The 14,267-nt window shown below is 32.2% G+C and carries 13 protein-coding genes; 11 read left to right on the top strand and 2 right to left on the bottom strand.

Annotation, left to right across the window (positions count from 1 at the left end; translation table 11 throughout):
• The first annotated feature begins 69 nt into the window (after window positions 1–69).
• Both LQ189_RS06715 and LQ189_RS06710 read left to right on the top strand, forming a co-directional pair.
• Window positions 70–876 carry a DUF3822 family protein gene (locus tag LQ189_RS06715; RefSeq protein WP_230155241.1) on the top strand — a complete coding sequence of 269 codons (807 nt, stop codon included), beginning with the start codon at window positions 70–72 and terminating at the stop codon, window positions 874–876.
• Window positions 873–1,463: an RsmD family RNA methyltransferase gene (locus LQ189_RS06710; RefSeq protein ID WP_230155239.1), complete on the top strand. Its 591-nt coding sequence runs from the start codon at window positions 873–875 to the stop codon at window positions 1,461–1,463. Before LQ189_RS06715 ends, LQ189_RS06710 begins: the two co-directional genes overlap by 4 nt.
• Window positions 1,464–1,473: 10 nt before the next feature.
• Here LQ189_RS06710 and LQ189_RS06705 read toward each other — a convergent pair whose 3' ends face one another.
• A complete protein-coding gene (locus LQ189_RS06705) occupies window positions 1,474–2,391 on the bottom strand; it encodes a ketopantoate reductase family protein (RefSeq protein ID WP_230155237.1) in 918 nt (305 codons plus the stop codon).
• A 186-nt stretch (window positions 2,392–2,577) separates the two neighbouring features.
• Here LQ189_RS06705 and LQ189_RS06700 point away from each other — a divergent pair, with 186 nt between their 5' ends.
• From LQ189_RS06700 to LQ189_RS06680, 5 genes are all read left to right on the top strand, one after another.
• On the top strand, window positions 2,578–3,327 hold the full coding sequence (locus LQ189_RS06700) for a LytTR family DNA-binding domain-containing protein (RefSeq protein WP_230155235.1): 750 nt from the start codon (window positions 2,578–2,580) through the stop codon (window positions 3,325–3,327).
• Complete coding sequence (locus tag LQ189_RS06695; protein WP_230155233.1) at window positions 3,317–6,292, top strand: histidine kinase; 2,976 nt, start codon at window positions 3,317–3,319, stop codon at window positions 6,290–6,292. The genes LQ189_RS06700 and LQ189_RS06695 overlap by 11 nt, the downstream gene beginning before the upstream one ends.
• 125 nt (window positions 6,293–6,417) lie before the next feature.
• Entirely contained in the window at window positions 6,418–6,669 is a 252-nt protein-coding gene (locus LQ189_RS06690) for a hypothetical protein (protein WP_230155231.1), read from the top strand.
• 26 nt (window positions 6,670–6,695) lie between these two features.
• Window positions 6,696–7,130, top strand: a complete 435-nt coding sequence (locus LQ189_RS06685) for a hypothetical protein (RefSeq protein WP_230155229.1) — start codon at window positions 6,696–6,698, stop codon at window positions 7,128–7,130.
• Between the two features lie 741 nt (window positions 7,131–7,871).
• Window positions 7,872–8,504 carry an EcsC family protein gene (locus LQ189_RS06680; protein WP_230155227.1) on the top strand — a complete coding sequence of 211 codons (633 nt, stop codon included), beginning with the start codon at window positions 7,872–7,874 and terminating at the stop codon, window positions 8,502–8,504.
• A 189-nt stretch (window positions 8,505–8,693) separates the two neighbouring features.
• Here the strand turns inward: LQ189_RS06680 and LQ189_RS06675 are convergent, their stop codons facing one another.
• Window positions 8,694–9,614, bottom strand: a complete 921-nt coding sequence (locus LQ189_RS06675; protein WP_230155225.1) for a YafY family protein — start codon at window positions 9,612–9,614, stop codon at window positions 8,694–8,696.
• 135 nt (window positions 9,615–9,749) lie between these two features.
• Here LQ189_RS06675 and LQ189_RS06670 point away from each other — a divergent pair, with 135 nt between their 5' ends.
• From LQ189_RS06670 to LQ189_RS06655, 4 genes are all read left to right on the top strand, one after another.
• Window positions 9,750–9,965, top strand: a complete 216-nt coding sequence (locus tag LQ189_RS06670; RefSeq protein WP_230155223.1) for a hypothetical protein — start codon at window positions 9,750–9,752, stop codon at window positions 9,963–9,965.
• A 63-nt stretch (window positions 9,966–10,028) separates the two neighbouring features.
• Window positions 10,029–10,283: a hypothetical protein gene (locus LQ189_RS06665; protein ID WP_144890660.1), complete on the top strand. Its 255-nt coding sequence runs from the start codon at window positions 10,029–10,031 to the stop codon at window positions 10,281–10,283.
• A 135-nt stretch (window positions 10,284–10,418) separates the two neighbouring features.
• Entirely contained in the window at window positions 10,419–13,250 is a 2,832-nt protein-coding gene (gene uvrA, locus LQ189_RS06660) for an excinuclease ABC subunit UvrA (protein WP_230155221.1), read from the top strand.
• Between the two features lie 222 nt (window positions 13,251–13,472).
• Entirely contained in the window at window positions 13,473–14,201 is a 729-nt protein-coding gene (locus tag LQ189_RS06655; protein ID WP_086455190.1) for a TIGR00730 family Rossman fold protein, read from the top strand.
• The last annotated feature ends 66 nt before the right edge of the window (window positions 14,202–14,267 follow it).

Below are 14,267 nucleotides of genomic sequence, written 5' to 3'. Positions count from 1 at the left end.
CCATTGTAATGAGATACTTATTACTGATTAAATTTGTAAGTTTGCGAGGTCAAAAAAATATGTGTTTTTATGGATGTAATCGAAAAAAATTATAAAAAATTATCTATTCAAGTTTCCTTGACTGGACTTTCTTTTTGTTGTTTTGATACCCTAAATGATACGGTTTCTTCATTTAATGAGGTATATTTCGATGCTTTTCCAAAGACAACAAAAATCGAAGATTTATTTGCAAATGCTTTTAAAAACCATTCGGAGTTATCTCAAAAATATGACGAAATTCTAATAATCCACAACAATAATTTAGCAACATTTGTTCCTGCTTTATTTTTTGATGAAGAAGCACTTGGTAGTTATTTGCAATACAATACTAAGGTTTTTGAAACTGATTTTTTTGCTTTTGACACACTAGAGAACCACCAGATGAATACGGTTTATATTCCTTACGTGAATATCAATAATTTTTTCATAGATCATTTTGGTTCCTTTACATACAAGCACGCACATAGTATTTTAGTATCAAAATTATTAGAATTAACAAAAGACAAACACCATAAAAAAATGTTTGTTCACCTTAATACGGGTCATTTTGAAATAGTAGTTATAGAAAATCAAAAACTTATATTTTTCAATTCATTTGATTACAAAACCCCTGAGGATTTAATTTATTATATTCTTTTTACTGCAGAACAGTTAGGAATGAATCCAGAATATTTTGCATTAGAATTTATTGGAAAAATAGATGTAGAAAGTGATTTTTACACAATTGTTTACAAATACATTCGAAACGTATCCCTTATAGATGTCGAAGATTTACGTTGGAACAATTATTTTTCTGTTGCCGAAAACAGAGCCCATTACATACTTTTTAACTCATGAGAATCATATCCGGAAAATATAAAGGAAGAAGAATTTCACCTCCAAAAGGCCTACCTGTTCGACCTACGACAGACATGTCTAAAGAAGCATTATTCAATGTTTTGAATAACCATTTTAATTTTGAAAATCTCAAAGTATTAGATTTGTTTGCAGGAACAGGAAACATAAGTTATGAATTTGCTTCTCGTGGTAGTACACCCATAACTTCTGTTGATGGTGACTTTGGTTGCGTAAAATTCATTAAACAAGTTGCCTCTGAATATGATTTTAATATAGCTGCGACTAAAAGTGATGTGTTTGCTTATTTGGAAAAATGCAAAACATCTTATGATATCATTTTTGCAGATCCACCTTATGGATTAGACCAAAAAACATTCGAGAGAATAGTGATGTTAGTTTTTGAGAAAGAATTACTCAATGAAGATGGTATGATGATTATTGAACACTCTAAGTATACGAAGCTCGATCACATGATGCATTTTTCATTTCAAAAAAGTTACGGAGGATCTATTTTTAGTTTTTTTGAAATTGAAAGCGAAGATGAAGATGATACTAAAGTAATTTCTTTGAATCTAGAAGAAGAGTAATTGTAATTTTTCAAGTTAATTTCTTTAAAATTTGCTGATACTTAGGCGTAAGAACCCCATATTTTAAACCTTCATTAACTACATATTCTGTTAGCGATTTTACTTCTGTAGTATTTCCAGCAAGAAAATCTCTATGCATTGATGATGTATTATCTTGCGGTGATTTCTCTAGTTTGGTTATGGTTTGAGCAATGATATCGTTCGGTAATTTGATCCCTTTTGCCAAAGCAACAGCAGATATTTCCTTTAATAATGCATTGTAAAGTTCTTTATTTCTATGATTATTTAAAATACCGCCAATATTTTGATTTAAATACGAAGTTGCAGAGGCTAAAGCGGAGATGAAAATAAATTTTTCCCAAACCGTTTCCTTGATATTTTCTACAAGATAGCTTTCTATTTTTGCATTTGTAAAAATAGACTGTAATGTTTCTAATTTTGAAATTGGTACTGTTGTAGAACCAAAAAATAGTTTTTCATACGAACCAATTTTCTTAATATTTCCAGGAGCGGTAATCATAGAAACAATATAAACACAAGCTTGCAAAATTGTATTTTCAGGAAATAATGTTTGAATCCGTTCCGTTGCATCAACACCATTGTATAATGGCAAAATCATAGTGTCAGAGGTTATACAATCTTTTATAGACATCAAACTGTTTTCAATATCATAGGTTTTTGTAGCACAAATAAGGACATCTAAAGTTTCAATCTCTGATGGGTTATTGGATATCAATTTAGGAAACACAATGCTTTCAGTAGTATCTGTAACTATTTTCAATCCATTTTGCGCTATAAATTTTTGGGTATCACCACGGGCAATAAATACAATTTCAATAGTATCTGAGTCTACGTAAGCCTTTGCTAATAATCCCCCAAAATAGCCTCCTACTCCACCAATTCCTAAAATTCCAATTCTTGTTTTCATATAATAACTCCTAATTAGAAATACTTTATTGATTTCCATCAAAAATACCGATTTTTTTGTAATAAACTTCTATTGTTTTGCAGTGAAAAAGCAAATCAAAATGGTAACTTTGTTTTTTTTTGCAAAAAAAAGAATACAATTCAAAAATTAATGCAACAATTACTAACGTAATTCTTTTTCTATTTTATGGTACTAAATGCTATCATCGTTGATGATCAAAAAAATTCGAGAGAACTTATTAAAAGTTTCTGCGAATTGTATAGTAATGGAGTTATTCAAATTGTAGCCCTATGCCCTTCTGTTGATACCGCATTAATAGCTATCAAAACCCACAAGCCGGATTTAGTGTTTTTAGATATTGATATGCCCGAAAAAAATGGTTTTGAATTAATCAATAGTTTTGATGTTCTGCCTTTTGAAGTGGTATTTGTTACCGGACATGCCAATCAGTATACAAAAGCTATTGAAATAAGTGCCATGAATTATTTAATGAAACCCATAAACCCATTAAACATAAAGGCCATTGTTGAACAATTCGAAACTAAAAAGGCATTGGCCAACACTGTAAACAGAAACGAAATCCTAAAAAATAATTTGAAAGGAAATCAAACTACCATTTTATTCCCGTCTAATGACGGTTTTACTGTAGTTGATCTAACTGAAATCATAAGTTGCCAGTCACAAAATGGAACTGGAAAATGTACAATTATAACAACAAACGACACCATTGTAATTCATAAATATTTAAAAGATGTTCTTTTATTGTTGCCCGAAAGTAGTTTCATTAAAGTAAGTAGTAGCGCCATAATAAATAAGAAAAAAATCGTTTCTTTTAACAGTAAAACGTATACTCTAAAGATGTCAAATGGTTCAAACATTAAAGTTTCAGATGCTTATTATAACAAAACTAAACTTATAGATGCACTTGCCAACTAAAGTTTTACTTTTTCTTGTGTGTTTTTATGGTGTGTATTGTTCAGCTCAATACAAGCCTTCCATCAATTACACTACTTCAAATGGATTACCTAATAATGCAGTACGGGCATTGTTTTTAGATAAAAATGAAGACTTATGGATTGGTACTGAAAATGGGATTTCGAAGCTGGAAAATGGAGCCTTTTCAAATCTAATTTTACCAAAAACAATTAATAATAACAGTTGCTGGGACATAGCTCAAGATCGCAATGGCAACTTATGGTTTGCTAGTTATGGAGGTGGAGTATACAAATATGACGGTTTACAATTTACTGTTTTTGATAAACAAAAGGGCTTACCATCATTACGAGCTCGAAAAGTATTGGCTCACAACGACAAAATTTATGTAGGTACAGAACTAGGAATTGCAATTATCGACACTAAAACCAATGCCATTGTAGTCCCGAAAGGAATTGTCCCACATTTTGGAGTGTTTATTGTTACCGATTTCGTAGTGTACAAGAACTATGTTTATTTTTCAACCGCCAACGAGGGAATTTTTAAAATTGAAACCAATAAAAACAATCCAGAAATTGCACCTGTACATCAGTTTAAATATGCCTACAGTTTGGGTTTATTTGAGGGAACTTTACTAAGCGCAAACAAAGGATTCCTCCAATCCTTTCAGATCGAAAAATTATTACAAGATCAACCAACTTCAAAATCTCTTGGGCAATCTATTTTTTGGGACTTCATTGCAGATAGTGATCGTAATCTTTACGCGGCTGCTTGGGGTGTGTTTGACAACAGTGGTGGTTTGTATGCAATTGCAAATAACCAGATGAAAAACATTTCGGAATTGTACGGAATTGATTCTAAAAATTTATTGAATGTGGTGCACGCTCGTAAAAAAAACATTCTTTACGTAGGTTCAAAAGATAAAGGAATATACGAAATTCAGCTCGATAAAACCATTAACTACAACCCATTTGAAAATAAAACGATAGTGGATTTTACCTCCATCGGAGCAAAAAAAGTGATACTGCATCAGGATGGAGTCTCCTTTTTAGAAAAAGACAATACCATTACCACATCAGTTTCATTAACTGATTTTAAAAATGCAGAACTAGCGTACATTAAAAATTCAAAACAAGAACTGCCTTCACATGCTGACGGTTATTATGAATTGAACTATAAAATACCCGCAAACCAAATCGAATTTTATGAAATCATAAAACATCAAAAATCGTTTTGGATTAGCAGTAATATCGGTTTATTTGAGATGAGCTTTATAGGTGAATTAATCAATTACGCCCCCATTCACAGTTATAAAATTGGTTTTACCTACGATCAGCAATTAATAGAAACAATACCGTATGCAGGCGTTAGAGTCTATGATGATCTTACTGGTTTAAAAGCCAAACATTTCTCGGAATTTAAAACAAATACCCCTTTGGACGTAGTTGGAATTTTAAATTCAAATGACAAAACCTATTTCATCTCAGTGTTTCAAGGATTGTTTATTTATGAAAATAAAACTTTTAAATCGCTGCTAAAAGAAGGTATTTGGAACGAAAGCAAACTCAAATTTATTACCCAAAATAAGCAAGGAAACTTAATTATTGCATCTGAATTTGGTGCTATTTATGTAATTGATAACACCAAATCTTTTAAAATACTAAAAACAATTCAAAAAAATCAGTTGATCGGTACTACAATCACGTTTCTAGAAAGTTACCAAGACTATATTTTTATAGGTACCGAAAAAGGAATAAACTGCTATCATAATGGAGTGATACAGTTATTTGATAAGGAACAAGGGCTGAAAGATACCGCCATAACTAGTTCCCAAATTTTTGAAAATCAATTGTGGCTTGGCACTAAGAAAGGGTTTTACAACATCGATTTAAAGAAAATTACAGCAACTAAAAATTCGGTTACCGATATCAAAATCAGTTCAATTGCCATTAATTCCGTTCTGATTGCTCCAAAAAACTACCGTTGGTTTTCGTATCAATCCAATCAATTAATTACAGATTATGAACACAATACAATCGCATTAGATTTTGTTCCAAAAGGACATTTGTACCCAAACAAATTAAAATTTAGATACCGCTTGAAGAAATCAAATCGATGGAGTCCTTATACAGAAAAGCCATTCGTTTATTTGTCTTACTTACCAAATGACACTTACAATCTAGAAATTGAAGTTTTAGATTTACACGCCGGAAAAACAACGCGTTTTAGTATTTTAAAAATTATCATTCAACCTCCATTTTGGAAAACAGGCCTATTTTATTGTGTAATCGGAATTCTTATCATTCTAGGAGCAGCGCTATTAATTTTCAGAATAAAAAAAAGAGCCCAACAAAAAGCAGCAACCGAAAATCAACTTGCTAAGGCAAAACTAGAAGCCTTATTAAGTCAGATGAATCCGCATTTTACGTTTAATGCTTTATACACCATTCAACAATTTGTTTTTAATAATGACAAACTAAATTCTACAATTTATATTAGCGAAGTTGCTAGTTTGATGCGTCAAACATTAGACAATTCTACCTACCAAACCATAACAATTGCTGATGAAATTAAATATTTAGAGACCTACATTGCTATTGAAAATAAACGATTTGACAACCGTATTCAATTTACAATTGAAGTAGATGAAAGCATCGATAAACACCAAATAGAAATACCTACAATGTTATTACAGCCCTTTGTAGAAAATATTTTCAAGCATGCTTTTGATGAGGAATCTCCTCACCCTTCTTTTACAATTGATTTTACAATTACGGTTGATCAGCTGCTTCAAATCCAAATTTTAGATAACGGGAAAGGCAATACCAAAAATATAAATACCCACAATTCAAAAGGCATTGCCATTGCCAAAAAGCGCCTTCAAATTATGCAACCTAGCAATATCAATCCTATTCAAATCAATTTTTCGGAAACAGGAACTACAGTAATTATCCGATTAATTATTTAGCTGAAAAAAAATTATAACATAGATTACCCATTTTATAGCCCAGAAACCCCAATTTATAATTTCGGGGTTTTTTGTTGTTTTAAGTTTTTTAGTTTTGACTGATAACCATAAATCAACACCAAAATATGTCAAATTTTTATTGTGCCAATTGCGGATCGAAAAGTTCTAGTATTTCGAGTTTTACGGCTAACTCTTGTCCGCGTCACCCTCTTGGACCAAGCAAAGGAAAACACACGCTGTATGAAGGTTCCGAAAAATCAAAATACAGCTGCAAATACTGCGGTTCATCTTCAAATAGTATATCAAGTTTAACTGCTAATTCCTGTTCAAGACATCCAAACGGATCAAGCAAAGGAAAACATTCACCAGCATTGTAAATAAAGGTTAATAAGTAGATTTCAAAATGATCGATCCAAAAAGACCTTACAGCAGAATAGCAATTGACAAAATTTTTGGAACAAGGAAAAAAGCTATGCAAAAAGAAGCATTAATTAGAGGAAGTGATGGATTAGCACTTTATACCGATTGCTACACTGGACAAATTTTAAGAGGCGGCGAAAGATATGACTATGAACACATACGTTCCTCTGAAATGTTACATTCCAAATACAAACATATCTTGACAGATGAACAAATTGCATTAGTGGTGAATTGTCCCGAGAATGTTTCGGTAACTCTGAGAACAATAAACCAATCAAAACTAAAACAACTCATGGAGGATTGGATGACAAAATCAAATAATATTACGAAACACAATATCAACTTAAAATTAACTCTCTCAAATTTAAAAATAGCAGATGAGGGTATTGAGCGAATGGTTAACAGTTTAATGAAATAAAAAATACAGCGACAAAAATTAACGTTTTGGAAGGGTAGATTTGACACAACTAAAATTAGAAAATGAACTTAGAAATTAGCTTTAGTGAAATTAAAATTTTTCTAAAAAAAAAATCAATATTAAAATAGGTTTAAATAATAAAAACCGTAGCCAAGTTGTAATAGATATTCCTCACTTATTATTATTAATAGAAATAAAAGAAGTTAAGACAAATGCAGTAGTACTAGGATATAAAGCTGGTAGTTTTTTGTCAAAGGCAAAAATATGGTTTTTCAGTAGCAAAGTCGATGAAATAATCGAAAAAGTAAATAGTCCAATGCTTCAATTTGATAAAAATAAATCAGAAATATTAATCGATTTAACAAATATTGATAAACTTGAGGAGATCTTATCCATTTTATCAATATCCGAAATTTATTTCGTTAGCAATAGCATTAAAATTGTCTTAAAAATTTGTTGATTATTATTTTTTTTGGGCAATAAAAATGATTTACCATTATGATTTATGATTATTGAAATAAAAAAAGACTGGCATAACTTGGCAATTTATAGGAGTATTTTCGATACAGATAACAGTTTAAAACACTTTAAATTTAAAGTTAAAGAAATAAAATAGATAAGTGAAATTTTAAATTAAATAAAATGGAAAAATTCTGTGGCTGTATTAATCTGTTTTTCCATCAAGAATTCATTTTTACAAGACAAACCTAAACAATAAAAAAAATTAAAACTAAATATAAAATGGCAAAAGAAAAATTATCAGAAACGATTATAATGAAAACACTTGATTATGCTTATGATAAAGCTTTAAATGGAGTACCTGGCTTAGATTCAGCACAAGAAATGGCCGAAAATTACTTAGCTAAAGGTGGAAAAAAAATCGATATGGCAAATTCTTTAATTAGATGGCAAAATACAAAAGCGACTACTAGTGGCTTTTTAACTGGACTTCCAGGTCTAATTGCAATGCCAATTACTATACCTGCTAATATTGCTAGTGTTTTATATGTTCAGGTCAGAATGATAGCTGCATTAGCTTATATTGGTGGACACGATATTAAAGACGATAAAGTAAAAACTTTAGTGTATTTATGTTTAGCTGGGAATGGAGCTAAAGATATTGTAAAAGATCTTGGAATTGTAGTTGGTAAAAAAATTGCTACAAGAACAGTTCAAAACATATCAGGAAAAACTATTACTATAATCAATCAGAAAGTTGGATTTAAACTTTTGACTAAATTTGGAGAAAAGGGTGCCATTAATCTCGGAAAAGCAATTCCGATTGTAGGAGGTTTGATTGGCGGAACTTTTGATCTTGTCGCAACTAATACAATTGGAAACATAGCACGAAATACATTTATAGATAAAGAATAAACTTTATCAAAACAATTATAACCCAGTTTTTAGAACATACACAATTAAAATATACAACTTAAGCATAAAGATTTTATTTATTTTTTTAGTTTCCAAAACTTATCAATGTTTGTTCAGATACCATAATCTTAAATTTAATTAAATGATAAAAGGTTCTGCTTTTAAAATTTTAGTAGAACCTTTTTATTTTTACAAATACCCCTCAAACCCTTTTCTCAACTCTTCCTTAATCTCTTCTTTCAGCCATTCGGGCTCCAGAACTTTAACTAAACTTCCATACTTCAAAATCTGTTGGCTAAATTCGAAATTAGGGTGAATAATCATTTCTATATCAAACGTCTTCCCGTTTTCAAGGTTAATTTCTTTTTGAGTGCGATGCATAGGAAGCGAAACAAGATAAGGTTTCTGAGAAATATCAAATGAAAGTTTTACAATTTGTAACTTATGATCAACATAATTTAAACCTATAACATGACTAAACTTATCTTTGGCTTCTATGGTTTTTGATTTGAACTTTTTAGTACCAACACTAATATTTTCTATTCTGTCAATTCCGAAAGTACGATATCCTTTTTCAGTTTCGCCAATAACATACCAACGGTTTTGGTATTGTTTCAAGAAGTAAGGTTTTAAAGTGTATTCTTCCTCTTTTAAATGGTAAAAACTATAGTGTTCAAAACTAATAGGTAATGCTTGGTGAATGGATTCTAAAATAATTTTAAAATTTAAAATTGAGGACATGGACGCACTATTTTCAAATTCAATAAAGGCTAATGCGTTATTTGTTTCGTTAAAACTAGACTTTATAAGTTCAGCTGTCGATAAAATCTCAATGTGACTTAAAAAGGACTCAATATTAACCGATTTTTCCTCGTTTAAATAATAGTGTTTATTGCCTTTATTAAAAGTAATGACAATCCCATAATCTTCATTTAAATCTTTTACATATCGTTGTATTGTACGTACAGATATATTCCTAAGATCCTTTGCAGATATTTCTTTTATAAGTACATCACGATGCACAGATAGATTTTTTTTTAAAAGTTCCACCAAAATTTTAGTGCGATAAACTTGTGTTGAATTCAGATGCTTTTTATTGTCTTTTTTCATGCTGTTTTTAATTATTCAAAAATAGAAAAGAAAAGTGAAAATTACTGTCGCAATATTTTTTTCAAATCATTTTTAAACGACACTAATTGTCGCGTTTGAAACATAATTTAGCCCCGAAATTTAAAAACAATTATCATGAAAAATTCATTAAAAAAACAAAGCACAGAAATGGACTTTAGTAGCTTAAGTACCATTTTAACAACAAGCGCAGCGGCGGGTATTGCTATTGCTAATCACTTAGAAAAAAAACCTCAAACCGGAGGGATTATTGGCGCTGGAGTATCGTTACTGATAACAGGACTAGTCACCGCATTAGAGGATGATAAAACAACAACAAACTTACAAATTTAAAGTACAACTATTATTAAAAAAACACTTAGTAACCTGACAAAAATCACTTAAAAAATCAAAATTATGCTTTTTCAATTTTTATTAAATACAATCGTTTTCTTTATAAAATGTCTAGTTTGGATCGTTGTCGTTTTAGCAGCTATTCCTTTCGGTATTTACATGTTTTTAGTAGAATACTTTCCAGAATTTACATTAGCCTATGGTTTTGGATTTTGGTCTGTTTTTTCCATTCTATCAATTATAGGCTTTATTGTACTTTGGAAACCAATTATATGGATTGTTGGCATTTTACAAACATTAGGACTAGGAATGGAGTAAGATGTAAATACAATGTAACCGAAAAACGCTAACTACAATTAGCGTTTTTTTTATACCTCATTTTAACAGAAACTTCTAAACTGTTGCATCAAAAGAACAAATCAAAATGGTAACTTTGCTTTTTTGCAAAAAATTATGCTAGACAAAGACAATACCATTGAAGTTCAAGGCGCTCGTGTGCACAACTTAAAAAATATAGATGTTTCCATTCCAAGAGAAAAGCTGGTTGTAATTACTGGACTTTCGGGATCTGGTAAATCCTCCTTAGCTTTTGATACCATTTATGCCGAAGGGCAACGCCGTTATGTAGAAACGTTTTCGGCCTATGCGCGTCAATTTTTAGGTGGTTTAGAACGTCCTGATGTTGATAAAATTGACGGGCTTTCGCCTGTAATTGCTATTGAACAAAAAACGACAAGTAAAAGTCCGCGTTCCACTGTAGGAACTATTACTGAAATTTATGATTTCTTACGTTTGCTCTATGCTCGTGGTGCCGATGCCTACAGTTACAACAGTGGCGAAAAAATGGTTTCTTACTCTGACGAGCAAATTAAGGACTTGATTATTCAGGATTTTGCAGGAAAACGAATCAATATTTTGGCTCCTGTAATTCGAGCTCGAAAAGGACATTACGCAGAGCTTTTTCAACAAATTGCCAAGCAAGGTTTCTTGAAAGTTCGTGTCAACGGCGACGTACTTGATATTACTATAGGAATGAAGCTCGACCGTTACAAAACCCACGACATCGAAATTGTTGTGGACCGAATGGTAATTGAAGACACACCAGATAATGCCAAACGTTTGATGGAAAGCATCAATACCGCCATGAATCAAGGTGAAAATGTATTGATGGTTCTCGACCAAGATTCGAATGAGGTGCGCTATTTTAGTCGGAACTTAATGTGTCCTAGCACCGGAATATCCTATCAAAATCCAGAACCTAATTTATTTTCTTTCAATTCTCCAAAAGGAGCTTGTGATCATTGCAACGGACTTGGAACTGTGAATGAAGTCAACAGCAAAAAAATTGTTCCAAACCCTAAATTATCTATCAAAGCTGGTGGTTTTGCCCCTTTGGGCGAATACAAAAGCTCTTGGATTTTTAAGCAATTGGAAACTATTGGTGAGAAATTTGGTTTTAAATTGACTGATGCCATTGAAACCATTCCAGCTGAGGCCATGGAAATGATTTTGAATGGTGGTAAAGAAAAATTTAGCATCGAATCGAAAACAGCTGGAGTTACCAAAGAATATAAAATTGATTTTGAAGGAATTTCGCATTTCATAAAAAACCAATACGATGAAAGTGGTTCAGCCACGATCAAGCGTTGGGCAAAAGAATTCATGGACGAGATAAAATGTCCTGTTTGTGAAGGTTCCCGATTAAAAAAAGAAGCGCAATTCTTTAAAATTAACACGAAAAATATCACCGAATTGTGCGACATGGACATTTCGGATTTGACTGCTTGGTTTAAAGATTTAGATAACCATTTATCTGATAAACAAAAGCGTATTGCCACTGAAGTAATCAAAGAGATTAAGGATCGATTGCATTTTTTGATGAATGTAGGTTTGGATTATTTGGCTTTAAGCCGAAGTTCGAAATCACTTTCTGGTGGTGAAGCGCAAAGAATTCGTTTGGCCACACAAATTGGTTCACAATTGGTTGGTGTCTTGTATATTTTGGATGAACCGAGTATTGGTTTACACCAGCGTGACAATGAAAAACTAATACAATCGCTAGAGCAATTGCGTGATATTGGGAATTCAGTAGTGGTGGTGGAACATGACAAAGACATGATAGAACGCGCTGATTATGTGATTGACATTGGACCAAAAGCCGGGAAATATGGTGGTGAAATCATTAGTAAAGGAACGCCTGCCGAAATCTTGAAACACCATACTATTACAGCGATGTACATGAATGGCGAAATGAAAATTGAAGTTCCTAAAAAACGAAGAGAAGGCAATGGAAAATTCCTAAAACTAACCGGAGCAACAGGAAATAACTTGAAAAACGTTTCAATTGAGTTGCCTTTGGGTAAAATGATTTGTGTAACTGGAGTTTCGGGAAGTGGAAAATCGACTTTGATTAACGAGACGCTCTACCCTATTTTGAATGCGTATTATTTTAATGGTGTTAAAAAACCACAACCGTACAAAAAAATTGAAGGTTTGGAACATATCGATAAAGTAATTGATATTGACCAAAGCCCGATTGGTAGAACACCACGTAGCAATCCAGCAACCTACACCGAAGTTTTTACAGAAATCAGAAATCTGTTTACGATGACTTCTGAAAGTATGATTCGGGGATATAAAGCAGGACGTTTTAGCTTTAATGTAAAAGGAGGACGCTGCGAAACCTGCGAAGGATCAGGTGTTCGAACAATAGAAATGAACTTTTTACCTGATGTATATGTAGAATGCGAGACGTGCCAAGGAAAACGTTTTAATAGAGAAACACTAGAAATTAGATACAAAGGTAAATCTATCTCGGATGTATTGAACATGACTATTGACGAGGCTGTTCCATTTTTTGAAAATATCCCGAAGATATATAGAAAAGTTAAAACTTTACAAGATGTTGGTTTAGGTTACATCACACTTGGCCAACAGAGTACCACACTTTCTGGTGGTGAAGCACAACGCATCAAGCTTGCGGGAGAATTGTCCAAAAAAGATACTGGAAATACCTTTTACATTCTAGACGAACCTACAACAGGACTTCACTTTGAGGATATTAGAGTTTTAATGGAAGTGATTAACAAACTGGTTGATAAAGGAAATACGATCCTAATTATTGAGCACAATATGGACGTAATTAAACTGGCTGATTACATTATTGATATTGGACCTGAAGGCGGAAAAGGTGGCGGGCAACTAATCGCCAAGGGAACGCCTGAAGAAGTAGCGAAAAGTAAAAAAAGCTATACCGCACAGTTTTTAAAGAAAGAGTTGGTTTAATTTACCTCTTTTGCAGGGGAATATGAGACTAAAAAAAATTAGAAAAAAACTACAAAAGCAGTACGCTTCAGTTTTAAAAAAAGAATTACTTTAGCAGGCTCGATTTTTAGCCCTGATGGAAGTGGCATCCTTTTTATTTTTTTCTTTAAAAATAAAAAGATAGAACGTACAGCAGGATTAAGCTCCTGAAAAAAAATAGAAAAGATAATTAAAATACAGAATATGAGATTAGAAGATTTTGATAATGATGAGGATAAAGTAATCCAAGACCGATTGAAGCAGAAAGATTGGAATGAAATACGTACTAACGACAGCTGGGCAATTTTTAAAATCATGTCGGAGTTTGTAAATGGGTACGAAAGCATGGGGCGAATAGGTCCTTGTGTGTCTATTTTTGGATCGGCGAGAACCAAACCAGAGGATCCGAATTATTTATTAGCAGAAAAAATTGCTTACAAGATTAGTAAAGCGGGTTACGGGGTAATTACTGGCGGTGGTCCTGGAATTATGGAAGCTGGAAATAAAGGTGCGCATTTAGGCGGTGGAACCTCTGTAGGATTGAATATTGAGTTGCCTTTTGAGCAACATTTTAACCCATATATTGACACGGATAAAAACTTAAACTTTGATTATTTCTTTGTTCGCAAGGTAATGTTTGTAAAATATTCGCAAGGATTTGTAGTTATGCCAGGAGGTTTTGGAACACTAGACGAACTTTTTGAAGCTATAACGCTGATTCAAACGAAGAAAATTGGAAAATTCCCAATTATTTTGGTAGGTAGCAGTTTTTGGTCAGGATTGTTAGACTGGGTAAAAACCGTACTTGTAGAAAAAGAAAAAACAGTGAGTCCTGGGGATTTAGACTTAATTAAAATTGTAGATACCGAAGATGAAGTTGTAGCAGTAATTGATGCCTTTTATAAGAAATACGATTTATCTCCTAATTTTTAATACGATAAAGAAGCTGCTCACAACAGCTTCTTTTTTTTGTCAAAATTTAAAAAAAATAAGAATTTC

The organism is Flavobacterium sp. CECT 9288 (genome assembly GCF_918731615.1).
In the GTDB taxonomy this organism is placed as follows: domain Bacteria; phylum Bacteroidota; class Bacteroidia; order Flavobacteriales; family Flavobacteriaceae; genus Flavobacterium.
This window is presented reverse-complemented; position numbering and strand designations above follow the sequence as displayed.